Annotated in this window: 11 protein-coding genes and 1 tRNA gene; 5 read left to right on the forward strand and 7 right to left on the reverse strand. The window is 40.7% G+C overall.

Features of this window, described 5'->3' with window-relative positions; genetic code table 11:
- Positions 1–172 precede the first annotated feature (172 nt).
- Together AC6H44_RS07840 and AC6H44_RS07845 are read left to right on the forward strand one after the other, a co-directional pair.
- Positions 173–562 (forward strand): YkgJ family cysteine cluster protein, encoded by a 390-nt coding sequence (locus tag AC6H44_RS07840; RefSeq protein WP_500738309.1) that lies wholly within the window; start codon positions 173–175, stop codon positions 560–562.
- Positions 563–687: 125 nt separating this feature from the next.
- Positions 688–3,078 carry a TonB-dependent receptor gene (locus AC6H44_RS07845; RefSeq protein WP_500738310.1) on the forward strand — a complete coding sequence of 797 codons (2,391 nt, stop codon included), beginning with the start codon at positions 688–690 and terminating at the stop codon, positions 3,076–3,078.
- Positions 3,079–3,168: 90 nt separating this feature from the next.
- Here the strand turns inward: AC6H44_RS07845 and bamJ are convergent, their stop codons facing one another.
- The 6 genes from bamJ to AC6H44_RS07875 form a co-directional block, all read right to left on the reverse strand.
- The gene (bamJ, locus tag AC6H44_RS07850) at positions 3,169–3,786 is read right to left on the reverse strand and encodes a BamJ family beta-barrel-assembly machinery protein (protein ID WP_500738311.1); all 618 of its coding nucleotides are present in this window, start codon (positions 3,784–3,786) and stop codon (positions 3,169–3,171) included.
- Between the two features lie 69 nt (positions 3,787–3,855).
- Positions 3,856–4,242 (reverse strand): hypothetical protein, encoded by a 387-nt coding sequence (locus tag AC6H44_RS07855; protein WP_500738312.1) that lies wholly within the window; start codon positions 4,240–4,242, stop codon positions 3,856–3,858.
- A gap of 51 nt (positions 4,243–4,293) precedes the next feature.
- A tRNA-Ser gene (locus AC6H44_RS07860) sits at positions 4,294–4,384 on the reverse strand.
- A 104-nt stretch (positions 4,385–4,488) separates the two neighbouring features.
- The gene (locus AC6H44_RS07865; protein WP_500738404.1) at positions 4,489–4,866 is read right to left on the reverse strand and encodes a hypothetical protein; all 378 of its coding nucleotides are present in this window, start codon (positions 4,864–4,866) and stop codon (positions 4,489–4,491) included.
- A 203-nt stretch (positions 4,867–5,069) separates the two neighbouring features.
- Complete coding sequence (locus tag AC6H44_RS07870) at positions 5,070–5,618, reverse strand: NAD(P)H nitroreductase (protein ID WP_500738313.1); 549 nt, start codon at positions 5,616–5,618, stop codon at positions 5,070–5,072.
- Between the two features lie 144 nt (positions 5,619–5,762).
- Positions 5,763–7,724, reverse strand: coding sequence for an oxidoreductase (locus AC6H44_RS07875; protein WP_500738314.1), 1,962 nt, complete (start codon positions 7,722–7,724; stop codon positions 5,763–5,765).
- Positions 7,725–8,021: 297 nt separating this feature from the next.
- Here AC6H44_RS07875 and sppA point away from each other — a divergent pair, with 297 nt between their 5' ends.
- Together sppA and ansA are read left to right on the forward strand one after the other, a co-directional pair.
- On the forward strand, positions 8,022–9,887 hold the full coding sequence (gene sppA / locus AC6H44_RS07880) for a signal peptide peptidase SppA (protein ID WP_500738315.1): 1,866 nt from the start codon (positions 8,022–8,024) through the stop codon (positions 9,885–9,887).
- Between the two features lie 90 nt (positions 9,888–9,977).
- Positions 9,978–10,988 (forward strand): asparaginase, encoded by a 1,011-nt coding sequence (ansA, locus tag AC6H44_RS07885; protein ID WP_500738316.1) that lies wholly within the window; start codon positions 9,978–9,980, stop codon positions 10,986–10,988.
- Between the two features lie 349 nt (positions 10,989–11,337).
- Here ansA and gnd read toward each other — a convergent pair whose 3' ends face one another.
- Positions 11,338–12,711 (reverse strand): NADP-dependent phosphogluconate dehydrogenase, encoded by a 1,374-nt coding sequence (gene gnd / locus AC6H44_RS07890; protein ID WP_500738317.1) that lies wholly within the window; start codon positions 12,709–12,711, stop codon positions 11,338–11,340.
- Positions 12,712–12,904: 193 nt separating this feature from the next.
- Here gnd and pyk point away from each other — a divergent pair, with 193 nt between their 5' ends.
- Positions 12,905–14,341, forward strand: a complete 1,437-nt coding sequence (pyk, locus tag AC6H44_RS07895) for a pyruvate kinase (protein ID WP_500738318.1) — start codon at positions 12,905–12,907, stop codon at positions 14,339–14,341.
- Positions 14,342–14,411: the final 70 nt, after the last annotated feature.

A 14,411-nucleotide genomic window follows, 5' to 3' on the forward strand; every position in this document is an offset into this window, starting at 1 on the left:
TTATTAAGGGCATCGTATTCAACATATATTTTCTTATAGTACATTATTATCAAGTACTGCGGTGTTACAAAAGTATAATAAGTGATAAAAAGAGCTGTTTAATTTAATGACGCCGATATTAGGGTGATACACTTGACACCTAATTTAAATAACTAAAATAAATATCCATCCTATGCAAAATTGCAATCAATGCGGTAAGTGCTGCACTAAATATGGCGCAGCAGATTTAGATGCAAACCAAGATGAAATTGACATGTGGGCATTATTCAACCCTGAAATATTTCAATATGTTAAAAACAATCAGTTATGGTTTGACCCAAAATCGGGCGAACAATTAACACAATGCCCATTTTTGGCAATGGCCAGTAAAAAAAACGCGCAAGAAAAAGATAAATATACCTGCAGTATTTACCATGACCGCCCGCAAGATTGCCGGCATTATCCAAGTTTAGTTTCGGAAATGATAAACGATAACTGTGAAATGCTTGAACCAAGCGATAAGCAAAATCCTTTTAAAGCACAAAAACAGTTAAACCTGCTAATGATAGACAGCCGTTCTTAAACTAATAAACGCGCTATTTTTGTTATTCAACGCAAATGTACAAAGTTATAGTATAACATCATTGATGGCATTACTTTGTGGTGTTATATTATATCACAACATAACAACCACGAATTAAAGTAATTATGACCAAGTTAACACTCATATCATCAGCACTATTGTCTGTTTTATATTCTCATTCTGCACTGGCAGCAACTATTAATGGCACTATAACAGATGCAAACAAGCAACCTATTGCCAATGCAACAATCCATGTTCATGGTAAATCACAAAGCGTACAAAGTAATCAACAAGGCAAATTTAGTATTGATATAGATGCTAAAAGCCAACTACATATTAGTAAAGATAACTACCTAGATTCACGTATATCGCTTGAAAATGTAGACGATACAATCAACGTGACATTAACGCCGTCTTCGGTTGAAACCGTTGTTGTATATGCATCAGCACTGCATAAAAATAATTTAGAAATGATTTCACCGGTGAGTGTATTGTCAGGGGATGAGCTTAAAAATAAAGCGAAACCGACGCTCGGTGAAACACTTAAAGGCATACCCGGTGTTAATGCCAGTTACTTCGGCCCTGTGTCTTCAAGCCCAATTATTCGCGGCTTAGGGGGTCCCCGCGTTAAAATTACTCAAAACGGTTTAGATAGCAGCGATGCATCACGCATTGGCCCAGATCACGCGACTTCAAGCGATAGCTTAGCTGCAGAGCAAATTGAAGTACTTCGCGGCCCAAGCACCCTACTTTTTGGCTCTGGTGCAATAGGTGGTGTGGTAAATGTGGTAGATAACCGTATTCCAACCAATAATCTTGACGCACTATCAGGGGCCGTACAGTACACTCATGATACTGTTTCAAATGCGAATACCTATGCGGCAAAGTTAGAAACAGGCAGTAACAATTTTAACTTCCATTTTGATGGTACCAAGCGCAGTGGTGACGACTATCAAACGCCTCGCTTTAACCTACCCGATGAACATGAAGAAGGTGAAGTACACATTAAGGGCGATGAAGAAACGGCCACTTCAGTTGAAAATACCTTTATCGACAGTGAAACAGTGAACTTTGGTACTAGCTATGTCAGTGAGCATTTAACGGTTGGCTTTTCATACGGTAATATTGAAACCAAGTATGGTATTCCTGGCCATTCACATGATCACGGGCATGACCATGAAGAAGAGGATGAGCATGAAGAGCACGCTGGTGAAGAACATGCAGAAACACCCGTTTATGCTCATTTAAAGCAAGATCGTTGGCAAGGACTTGTGAGTTACGCGTTTCATGACAACTGGATTGAATCGATTAATTTGCGCCTTGGTTATACCGATTATACTCACAGTGAAATAGAAGATGGCGCGATTGGCACCACATTTAGTAATGAAACCACTGAAGCACGTTTAAACCTAGAGCACCAGTTAGGCCAATGGCATGGCATGATTGGCTATCACTATAGTGAATCTGATTATGATGCCATTGGCGAAGAAGCGTTTACACCTGCAAGCATAACCACCACCCACGCTTTATATTTACTTGAAGAGCGCACATTTGGCGATATTACTTTAGAACTTGGCGCCCGTGTGGAAGATTATGATATTAAAAGTAATGTAGATACACACCATCATAGCCATGATGATGAGCCTTTATCAGCAGATGAGACGATTGATTATGCGCAACGCTTTACTAATCTGAGCGCCTCAGTAGGTGCGATTTGGGAGTACATACCAAGCCATAACTTAGCCGTTAGCCTATCTCATTCAGAGCGCGCACCACTTTCAGCAGAGTTACTCTCTAATGGAGTCCATATTGCTACAGGCACTTACGAACTTGGGCTTGGCTATCATATTGAAGACAATGAAGCACATTTCAAACCTGAGGAGATAAAACAAGAAACCTCAACTAACTTTGATATCAGTTTGCGTCGTTTTAGTGGTGACTTAGGTTACACAATCAACTTTTTCTATAACGATATTAAAAACTTTTATTATCAACAAAACACCGGGTTAGTGTTTGATGAGCTAGATGGTTTTGAGTCTGCTGTAGGTGCACACGATGAAGCAATTGATGTTTATCAATTTACCAGCAAAGATGCCCAGCTGTATGGGTTTGAATTTGATGTACATTATCAAATAAATCCCAGTGCCATGATAAAAGTATTTGGTGATTCTACTCGTGCTAAGCTAAAAGATAATGAGGGTAACTTACCGCGTATCCCTGCTAATAAATTAGGCTCAGAACTACAATACACCTTAGGTAATGCGCAATTTACCTTAACAGGAACGCATTATTTTGAGCAAAATGATATTAGTGCTTACGAAAACTCAATGGATGGCTATACATTGGTTGATTTACAAGCTAATTATCAGCTTGATTTAGGCGCTGTTGATACTCAACTTTACTTAAGTGTTGATAACATTACCGATGAGCTTGGCTTTGTGCATAGCTCATTTATTAAAGATATTGCTCCTCTTCCTGGGCGTAATTTTCAATTTGGGGTTAGAGGTTACTTTTAAACGTTACTCACTTTAAATAAGATTATAAAAAACCGCATTCATAAAAATGAACGCGGTTTTTTTATAACTAAAATGTTATGCGCGTTCTAATTAAAGAATTGCGTGTAACTCAACGTCAAATACAAGTGTTGAGTAAGGTGCAATTGCAGCACCGGCACCACGTTCACCGTAAGCAAGCTCATGAGGAACGTATAAACGCCATTTAGTGCCTACTGGCATCATTTGTAATGCTTCAGTCCAACCTTTGATCACGCCACCCACTGGAAATTCAGCTGGTTGACCGCGCTCGTATGAACTATCAAAAACAGTACCGTTAACTAAAGTACCGTGGTAATCAACACGTACTGTAGACTCTGCAGTTGGCTTATCGCCCTCACCGGTAGCGAGTACTTCGTACTGAAGACCTGACTCAGTGACTGTGATTTCAGGACGTTTTGCATTTTCTTCTAAGAACGCAATACCTTCAGCTGCCAATACTTTAGCTTCTTCTTCACGACGAGCTTGGATCTCTTCGTTAATTTTCTCAAACGCAGCTTGGATCTCAGGGATCTCTACTTGAAAAGCACTGCCTGCATACGCATCTTTCATGCCTTCAAATACTGAATTTAAGTTTAAACCTTCAAAAGGGTTAGCTTTAAGTTGCTCACCCATTTGTAAGCCAATACCGTAACTTGCTTTTTCAGCATCTGTAGTAAAATTATCTGACATAATGTGTTATTCACGTTTTGTTAGTTAAAAGACGCGTATATGCTATCACAAAATAAAAGCTGTTTGGGGCTAGTTTTGATTGAGTTTTTCTTTAATTAAACCAATAGCAAAGGTACAAACAGGTAAACTGAGCAAAATTCCAGCAAGCAAGCCCATTGATAACAAGCCAGCCATACCGGTTAATAAAAGTGGCACTGCCACTAAACCAACAAGGCCAATGTAAAATGCACCCCATACAGGCCAATAGTGATCGTACTTTGTAATTAAATGCCCCGATAAAAGATTAAACCCGATGCCATATAAAAGAGTCATTAGCAGGGCATTCTCTGGATAAGCATCTAGAGCCATTTTTTCTAATAGGCTTACGACACTTTGGTAACAATAACCAAATACAGTCCATAATAGAATGTGCTTAAGTAAACGTTTAGCAAAGGATAACTCCGGGGACTGTGACATAATAAAGCTCCAGATAGCAAAAAACCGCCCACGAGGCGGTTTTTTAAATAATGGTGGAGAGATAGGGATTTGAACCCTAGAGGGGCTATAAACCCCTGCCGGTTTTCAAGACCGGTGCATTCGACCACTCTGCCATCTCTCCGTAAGGCGCGCATAATAAGATTATACGTTTAGCTTGTAAAGCCTTAATTTAATAAATAGGGCGTTACAAGCTAAATATCAACCGCTCTGGTTATAGACTAAACGCTAATAGTATTGTTTAGGCCTTCGAGCAATCCAAGAGCAAACTAAACATACTAATAGGCTGGCAGTTAAAAATGCAATACTTTGGAATATCAAATCGAAGCGGTTTAAATCATCACTTGGGATCACAACCAACACAAACGAAGGTAACAAAGCAATGAGCAAAACATAACAACATATTTTAAAAGCTCTGCCAAAATCAAATCGTTTAGCGCGTTGCATCCACCATGTTAGTAGAACCAATACCCCCATTGCTGTTGCAGCAATAAAATGGGCGGCTTGGGTATTCATTGCAACATAAAATGTTGCCAATGCGCCAACAACGCCCCAAATTGACCAAGCAAACCAGTTTTCTTTCTCGCGTAAAAATAAATTTCCCATCATTTTCGTCTTCTTTATCGTTATTATTAGTAAGACTTTCCATACACTACCAAAAAACAACCGATTAAAAAACAAACTGAAGAAGATTTATTGCGTATGATGCTTCCATGCGCTTCTCGCAGCTACAATATTAACCGTTATAGTGTAACACGATTAACTTAATGAATTATGATTACATTGAATGTAAAAAGTTCATACTGCTTTTATAAAAAACTAAAAAAGTTTTCTGGTTTATGTCGCGCTGACTTTTTACACTCAATTGCAGGCGTCCCTAAATACAAATAACCGACAATTTCATCGTGTTCGTTTAAATTAAGCGCTTGTTTAACACTTGGGCTTTGTGCAAAGTAACCTGTACGCCAAACACCCCCTAGACCTTGTGCAAAAGCGGCTTGTTGCATAGCAAAAACCCCACAGCCTGCACTTTGCACTTGTTCTATTCTTGGCACTTTGGGGTGTTGTTGATATTTTGCAATGGCAATAATAATTACCGGCGCTCTAAAGGGTAATTCTTTAGCACGATTAATTACTTTTTCAGCTTGCTGCTCAGCTAACGCACTTTGATAATAAATTTCACCCAACTTATAACGAGCCTCTCCTTGAACAATAATATATTGCCACGGTGCAATACAGCCATGATCAGGGACTCTAAGGCCCGCCTGCTGAATAATGGTTAGTTGTTCTTCATTCGGGCCTGGCTCAGTCAGTTTGGCATCTGATTGACGGGTTAATAATAGCTCAATAGCATCCATTACAATTACTCAAAAAACAAAAACGACAGCATAGCATTGAAACCCTTAGGTTAAAATATAATGGACTGGCTTTGCTACTAACATGGTAAGCAGCGCCGCCCTATTTTGATTAGCTATATAATGTGCACTTAATTAAATTGCCTATTAAATACTGCGTGCCACTTGCAACGCTTCAAAAATTGCACGTTTGGCATCAATGGCGGCGGCCAATTTAGCCCCCCCTATGACATGCACCTTAGCGTTATCTGATTGCGCTTTAAATGGTTCGTCATTCGACACTTGGCCAATACACGCTATAACCGTATCAACTGGCAATACTTGTGTTTCACCTGCCACACTGATGGTTAAACCATTTTTATCAAAACTATGGTATTGGCAATTGGCAATTTGCTTAACACCATGTTGTTTTGCAACTTGACGGTGGATCCACCCCGTTGTTTTACCTAAGTCACTACCAAAACGTCCTTCACTGCGTTTAAGCATATAAAGTTGGCGCTCGTCTTTATGAGGCTGGGGTTCACATTCTATACCCCACTGAGTTTTAAAATCGCTAATACTTTGCGATTTATGCTCACTTAGAAATGCCACCATATCAAAACCAATACCACCTGCCCCTAAAATAGCAATTGAATTACCTAACTCTACTTCGCCACGTATAACTTCATCATAAGCAAATACACGTTTTTCATCGCTGCACTTAATAGTGGCTTCACGTGGTCTGACACCTGTGGCAAATACCACATCATCAAACTGGCTCAGCATGCTGTCATCAAATACTTTACCTAATTCAATAGTTACGTTTAAACGTTCTAACTCCTTGGTAAAGTACGCCAAGGTATGGTTAAAGTCTTCTTTACCGGGTATTTGCATGGCTAAATTGAACTGCCCACCCATGTGCTGTTTTTTATCAATAAGCGTTACATTGTGGCCTTTTTGCGCTAAGTAGCAACTAGATGATAATCCCGCGGGGCCTGCACCCACGACTAATACATTTTTAGCTTTTGCTGCTTTTTCTAACGGGTAATCAAGTTCAAAACCCGCTTGTGGGTTAACTAAACAAGTGGCACGTTTCCCTTTAAAAACGTGATCTAAACAGCCCTGATTACAGCCAATACAAATATTAATATGTTCAGAGCGCTTAGCTTGATATTTATTAAAAAATTCAGGATCAGCAAGTAGAGGGCGCGCCATGGAAATTAAATCAGCCTCACCGGCTGTTAAAATGTCATTGGCAATCTGTGGCGTGTTGATCCGATTGACCGCAATAACAGGCACATTAATGACCTCTTTTAAACGTTTAGATGCTTCTTTAAATGCACCTGGTGGAACCATACTGGCTATTGTTGGTACGCGCGCTTCATGCCAACCAATGCCAGTATTAAAAATATCAACCCCTGCTTTTTCAAGTGCAATTGCTTGTTGTGTTACCTCATCAGGTGTTGAACCATTAGGGATTAAATCAATCACAGAGAGTCTAAAAATAATTAAAAATTTATCTGACACTTTGGCTCTTACCGCTTTGACAATCTCAACGGCTAAACGCATTCTATTTTCAAGGCTTCCCCCAAAGTCATCATCTCGTTTATTGGTATGCGGTGCCATAAATTCATTGATCAAATAGCCCTCTGAGCCCATCACTTCAACACCATCGTAACCCGCTTTTTGTGCTAAATAAGCAGAGTGGGCAAAATCTTTAATGGTTTTTTTGATTGAACTTAATGACATCGCCTTGGGTTTGTAAGGGTTTATTGGTGCTTTTATAGCACTCGGTGCTTGATTAAACGGATGATACGCATAGCGCCCTGCATGCAATAGCTGCAAACAAATTTTACCACCATGTTGATGAACAGCCTGCGTATAAGCACGGTGTTTAAAAACATCGTAATAACTATTAAATGATGATGAGATAGGCGTTAACTTACCGCGAAGGTTTGGGCTGTAACCTCCGGTGATCAGCATGGCAGTGCCCCCCTTTGCACGCGCTTCATAAAAAGCGCGAAGGCGTTTGCGATTGTGCCACCCTTCCTCAAGGCCAGTGTGCATTGATCCCATTACTAAACGGTTGCGAAGTTGTGTGTGTTTTAGTTCTAATTTTTGTTCTAACATCCTGTGCCCCAATGACTGGTCTAACCTGTGTGTTTAATCAATTTTGCTTTAATGACGAACAATAAGCAATATAAGAGCAGTTTAAACTTGAATTTTTTAATTTAAAATAACCTAAATGCGGTCAATTTAGGTATAACTGTTAACAATACTAAGTGGCTAAAAGTGACATAAATATTTGTTTAAACATCAGAGTAATTGAATTTATAAATGTTTCGTTACGATTTAGCAGTTAAAATTATTTTTATTCTAAGCTACTATGGCAATAACGTTTTAGCTGTACCAATTTGAGGAGCTATTTTGATAGCAAAGATCTTTAAAGGTATTTGGACGGGAATTAACTTTTCTCGTCGTTTAATACTCAACTTATTATTTTTATTTTTGGTTATTATTTTTATTGTTTCGATATCCAGCGATGGTGATAAAATCACTGTCGCAGACGGCTCAGTGCTGCGACTCAACCTAAATGGCCCCATTGTAGAAGAAAAAACCTACATAGACCCAATTGAAGCCGCTATTAACGATGCAACCGCCAGTGCCGACACGCCAACAGAAATATTACTCGATGATATTGTAAAAGTAATAAATGAAGCGGCACAAGACTCACGCATCAGTGCTATTTTGCTTGACTTGCAAGAAATGCCAACAGCACATTTAAATAAGCTCAAGCAAATTACCCAAGCGCTGGAAACATTTAAAGCAGCGGGTAAAAAAATCATTGCTTCAGGTTATTACTACACTCAAGCTCAATACTACATTGCTGCCCATGCAGATGAAATTGCCATGCATCCTTATGGTAGTGTGCTAATTGAAGGCTACGGTATGTACCCGCTTTACTTTAAAGAAGCGTTAGAAAAACTGGAAGTCACTCAACATATATTCCGTGTAGGAACGTTTAAATCAGCGGTTGAACCGTTTATCAGAAACGATATGTCAGAGGCTGCAAAAGAAGCGAACCGAGTTTGGTTAAGCGCTTTGTGGAATGAGTACAAGCAAGATGTTAGTGCAGTACGCCCATTTGACGAATCAAACTTTGATGAAACTATGGATGCATATTTAGCTAAAATGCAAGCAGCTGATGGCGACGCTGGTAAATATGCCCTTGATAATCAATGGGTTGATTCACTAAAAACCAACCAACAAATGCGCCAGCAGTTAATTGACTTGGTCGGTGCCGAAGAAGAGGGTAAAACATTTAAGCAGGTTTCTTTTCGTCAATACCTAAGCCTAGTAAAACCGCCGATACAATTTGATAATCCAATGACTGAAAAGGTAGCAGTGGTCGTTGCTAGAGGCACTATTGTTGACGGTGAACGTCGCGCTGGTGAGATTGGGGGCGATTCAACAGCTGCGCTACTTCGTAAAGCGCGTCTTGATGAAAAAGTAAAGGCGGTGGTGTTACGTATTGATTCTGGTGGCGGCAGTATGTTTGCCTCTGAAGTAATCCGTGCTGAAGTACTGGCTCTCAAAGCTGCGGGCAAGCCTGTTATTGCCTCAATGAGTTCAGTAGCTGCATCAGGTGGTTATTGGATTGCATCAGCAGCTAATGAAATTTGGGCCGCGCCAAGCACTATTACCGGCTCTATTGGCGTATTTGGTACTTTTATGACTTTTGAAGATACCTTAGCTAAAATCGGTGTTTATTCTGATGGCGTTGCCACAACAGAAATGGCCGGTTTCTCTATCACTCGCCCACTCAATGAAAAAATGGCAAAAATCATCCAAATGAGTGTTGAACAAGCGTATAAACGCTTTTTAGAGGTCGTTGCTGATGCCCGTAATATGACCCCAGAGCAAGTAGATAACATTGCACAAGGGCGTGTTTGGATTGCCTCTCAAGCTCAAGAGCTTGGCCTAATCGATAAACTAGGTAATAAACAAGACGCAATAAAAGCAGCTGCAGAGCTGGCTAAACTGAATTTTTATGAAGTGACAACCATTAAGCAGTCACTGAGCCCGCAAGAACAAATGCTCCAAGAAATTTTCGGCAGCAACGCGGTTAAATCAGTTTTTGGGGTTGATACTCAAAGCTCAGCTGTATTAGCTAGACAAGCTAACCTGCAAAGTGTTATTAAGCGGTTAAGTAGCGAAGTAGAAAACTTGAAAGACTATAACGATCCACAAGGTGTTTATGCGCGCTGTTTAGCGTGTACCATTGCACAATAATACCTGCTAAATCGCTTTTAGCTCCAACGACGCTCGCATCTTGAGTTGGTTTGGGTATACTAAGCCCAGTTTTTTTACTGGGCTTTTTTTATGAAACGTAAACGCATTTATATCGCTTACACTGGCGGTACCATAGGAATGAAAAAATCAATTCGCGGCTACATTCCTGCCGAAGGGTTTTTAACTGACACTGTGGTAAACAACGCAGAATTTAATCGTGAAGAAATGCCATTATTTGATATTCATGAATACTGCCCGCTTATTGATTCTTCAGATATGTCTCCTGCGCATTGGCAACTTATCGCAAATGACATAAAAAGTAAGTACCAAGATTACGATGGGTTTGTGGTCTTACATGGGACAGATACTATGGCCTATACGGCATCCGCTCTGTCGTTTATGTTTGAAAATTTAACTAAACCTATCATTGTCACCGGTTCACAAATCCCGCTGTCTCAATTGCGCTCAGATGGTCAAGTAAATCTACTTAATGCTATGTATTTGGCGGCTAACTACCCCATAGCCGAGGTCAGCTTGTTTTTTAACAATCAATTATTTAGAGGTAACCGCGCAACCAAAGCCCATGCTGATGGATTTGATGCATTCGCTTCACCTAATTTAGAGCCACTCGCGTTATCAGGGATTAATATTCAGTTGATCAAAGGTCAGTTGAGTCCGTATGTTGAAAATGAATTACAAGTTACTCCCATTACACCTCAAGCTATTGGTGTACTGTATTTATACCCTGGGATCAGCAAAGACGTGGTAAAAAGTTTAGTCAATGGCAATATCAAAGCGCTTGTTTTATTGAGCTTTGGTGTAGGTAATGCACCACAAGATCCTGAATTTTTAAATATTTTAGATGAAGCAAGTAAACGCGGCGTGGTGATCACCAACCTGACCCAGTGTTTAAAAGGCCAAGTAAATATGGGCGGCTATGCAACAGGTAACGCGTTATTAAACATAGGGGTGATCAGCGGATTTGATATGACCCTAGAAGCCTGTTTGACTAAACTTCATTACTTGTTCAGTCAAAATCTTGAAGTCGAGACTATTCGTCATTTAATGCAAGATAATTTGCGTGGTGAATTGACCCGTTAAATAATGAGTTAGATGAATAACAAAAAAGGACACTATTTAGCGTCCTTTTTAGGGTCTGTTGACCTTTGCGGATTACAATTTGTTCAAACTAGGGGCGATTTAATCGCGGCGCGAGGTTTGTAACCTAGTGGGCTAAGTAAAAACCGAGCAACAAAGAGTAAATCGCCCCTAGGCAGAACCCGAAGGGCAGCGCCTGTTTGGCATTGATGCTGCGTTATCGCCTATTTATGGGGAATAACCACATTACATAGGCTCTGCCTTACATAGGCTCTGCCTTGCCTAAATACCAAACAGACTGCTGCAAATTTAACCTTGAAAGATCAACAGACCCTAGTTTACTCAAATTTTATTAACGCACCTTTGCGTCAATATCTACGAGATCTGTCAAATGACACGTTTCACCACTGTGAGTTTTAATGCCATGCTCACCAAAATAATCACGCTGGGCTTGCACTAAATGCCCATTACTCGGTGTTGTTAACGTTGCTAAATAGGTTTGTGTTGCACTAAGCACAGGAAACGCCAAACCAGTCATAACCGCTTGACCCGTTACTTTACGCAGTGCCCGCGACTCTTTTTCAAGCGTATCAATAAATTCAACGCCTTGCGCTACACTGTCTAAGTAATCGGCGCGAATAATACACCCTGCACGCCATGTTTGTAGTGTTTTAGCTAAATCAACTTTCCATTGATGAGTACGAGAAGCCCCTTTAATTAATGCAAGTCCTTGGCGATAAGCCAGTAAACTTGCAAGAGTAAACGCATCTTTTAGCTCGTCTAGATCAATATCAGCTTGCGATGTATCTTGTGCACTGTAGCTCATTTCTTGCGCAGCTGTGGTATTGCACGCATTGGTTAAATGACGCGCTTGTACAGCAGCCACTAAAGACGGTACCGCGATGCCTAATTCCAGTGCATTTTGTGCTGTCCACAAACCGGTGCCTTTTGCGCCTACTTTGTTGTCAATTAAATCAACAAGCGGTACATTTTGCGCATTTTCAAGCGATAAAATATGGCTCGTAATTGACAGTAAATAGCTATTCAACTGGCCTTGTGACCATTGGTCAAATATCTCTGCAATGTCTTTTGGTGAGCGGTTAGTACCATGGCGAAGCAACTGATACATTTCTGCAATAAGCTGCATCAGGGCATACTCAATTCCATTATGCACCATTTTTACAAAATGACCGCTGGCTGACTGACCTACACGTGCAAAACACGATTCACCCTGGTAGCTTGCAGCAACTTTTGTAAACCATGGCTCAACACGCTCCCAACCACCTTCAGAGCCACTGGCCATCATTGCAGGTCCGTGACGTGCACCCTCGGCCCCCCCTGAAATGCCCATAGTGGCAAATTCAAATTTATCTTGGTATTTTAGCTTACGATTAATACCATCTTTGTAATTACTGTTGCCACAATCAACAATAATGTCACTACATTGTACACCCGCCTCAATTAGCTCGTTGCAAACCGTATCAACCAACTCACCCGCCGGCACAAGCAATAAAATAGAACGCGGTGCTTCTAAACGCCTAACCATATCCCCAAGATCAGCAACAATGTGAAGCTTATCAGCCATGCCTTGTGATTTAGCACAACTTAGTAACTCTTCACCCGCATTTGGGTTTTTATCATAAGCGACCAGCGTTATCCCTTTTTCTATCAAGTTCAGGGCGAGATTTTTTCCCATAACGCCTAACCCTACTAATGCAACTTGCATTTAGTGCCCTCCTCGGTAACAACTATTTGGTTAGTAAATTAAAATGAACGTGATAATTATATCAAACAACCGCGGCCACAGGGGAAGAAATAGCAGTACTATTTAAATTTTTAGATCATTGACGCCTTTTGACACCGGTGTCATAATGGTTAGATATTCATTTTGTATATAAATACGTGCACAGGAGAATTTAATGTTAAGACGTACAAAAATAGTCGCGACACTTGGACCTGCAACAGACAGAGATAATAACTTAGAAAAAATCATTCGTGCAGGCGCTAATGTGGTTCGATTAAATTTCTCACATGGTGTTGCACAAGATCACAAAGACCGTGCTCAAGCCGTTCGAGATATAGCGAGTAGACTCGGTAAGCACATTGCCATTCTTGCTGATTTGCAAGGCCCTAAAATCCGCGTTTCAACTTTTAAAGAAGGCAAAGTATCTTTAGTCGTCGGCGCTAAATTCATACTTGATGCCAAAATGGAAAAAGGCCAAGGCGATATTAACGCCGTTGGTATTGATTACAAAGAGCTGCCACAAGATGTCTCCTCTGGTGATTTACTGCTGTTAAATGATGGTTTAATTCAACTCACAGTAGAAAGCGTAGAAGGTCATTTAGTACACACAGTGGTCACTGTAGGGGGCGTGCTATCTAACAATAAAGGGATTAACCGTTTGGGTGGGGGGTTAACCGCTCCAGCATTTACTGACAAAGACAAACAAGATTTAATCACCGCCGCTGACATTGGTGTTGATTACATAGCGGTTTCTTTTCCACGCAGTGGCGATGATATGCGTTATGTACGTTCACTTGCAGAGGCAGCAGGCTCCAATGCCCAGCTTTTAGCTAAAATTGAACGTGCTGAAGCGGTAGAAACACAAGAAGCAGTTGATGATATTATTTTAGCGTCTGATGCCGTCATGGTAGCACGTGGTGACTTAGGTGTTGAAATTGGTGATGCTGCACTGATGGGTAAACAAAAACTCATCATTCGTCGTGCTCGCTCACTTAATCGTACCGTTATAACAGCCACACAAATGATGGAATCGATGATCGATAACCCTATGCCTACACGCGCAGAGGTTATGGATGTTGCCAATGCTGTGCTTGACGGTACCGATGCAGTAATGCTTTCTGCCGAAACAGCTGCAGGCGATTACCCAGAAGAAACGGTGGCAACTATGGCACGTGTTTGTTTAGGTGCAGAGTCGCAAAAAGAAACCCATGTCTCTAAACATCGTTTAGACAGTCGCTTTGCCTCTAATGCCGAGTCAATTGCTTTATCAGCGATGTATGCTGCTAATCACTTGGACTCAGTAAAAGCGATTATCACCCTGACTGAATCAGGTAGCACTGCAAAACTGATGTCGCGTATTAGCTCTGGCTTGCCTATTTACTCACTTTCACGCCATGCTAGTACACTAGGTCAAACGGCACTATATCGTGGTGTTTATCCGGTATTTTTTGACTCTACACAATGTGAAAAAGATAGCATGATTAAAGATGCATTGAGTACTTTAGTGGCTGCGGGCTCTCTACAAGCAGGCGATACTGTGATTATTACTCACGGTGATGCAATGGAAACTATCGGCGCGACTAATACGATGAAGATAGTGACTGTTTCTTAAAAGTGACTATCTCTTAAAAGTAATGACCATAAAAAACGCGAGCCGTTAAGTTCGCGTTTTTTATTAATTA

Source organism: Pseudoalteromonas sp. TAP-3C (assembly GCF_059888565.1).

What these genes read in the sequence shown, in the direction of transcription:
- AC6H44_RS07875 (WP_500738314.1), bottom strand. Translation starts at nt 7,724, where the DNA reads ATGTTAGAACAAAAATTAGAACTAAAACACACACAACTTCGCAACCGT.
- gnd (WP_500738317.1), bottom strand. Translation starts at nt 12,711, where the DNA reads ATGCAAGTTGCATTAGTAGGGTTAGGCGTTATGGGAAAAAATCTCGCC.
- AC6H44_RS07840 (WP_500738309.1), top strand. Translation starts at nt 173, where the DNA reads ATGCAAAATTGCAATCAATGCGGTAAGTGCTGCACTAAATATGGCGCA.
- ansA (WP_500738316.1), top strand. Translation starts at nt 9,978, where the DNA reads ATGAAACGTAAACGCATTTATATCGCTTACACTGGCGGTACCATAGGA.
- bamJ (WP_500738311.1), bottom strand. Translation starts at nt 3,786, where the DNA reads ATGTCAGATAATTTTACTACAGATGCTGAAAAAGCAAGTTACGGTATT.
- AC6H44_RS07870 (WP_500738313.1), bottom strand. Translation starts at nt 5,618, where the DNA reads ATGGATGCTATTGAGCTATTATTAACCCGTCAATCAGATGCCAAACTG.
- AC6H44_RS07855 (WP_500738312.1), bottom strand. Translation starts at nt 4,242, where the DNA reads ATGTCACAGTCCCCGGAGTTATCCTTTGCTAAACGTTTACTTAAGCAC.
- AC6H44_RS07845 (WP_500738310.1), top strand. Translation starts at nt 688, where the DNA reads ATGACCAAGTTAACACTCATATCATCAGCACTATTGTCTGTTTTATAT.
- AC6H44_RS07865 (WP_500738404.1), bottom strand. Translation starts at nt 4,866, where the DNA reads ATGGGAAATTTATTTTTACGCGAGAAAGAAAACTGGTTTGCTTGGTCA.
- pyk (WP_500738318.1), top strand. Translation starts at nt 12,905, where the DNA reads ATGTTAAGACGTACAAAAATAGTCGCGACACTTGGACCTGCAACAGAC.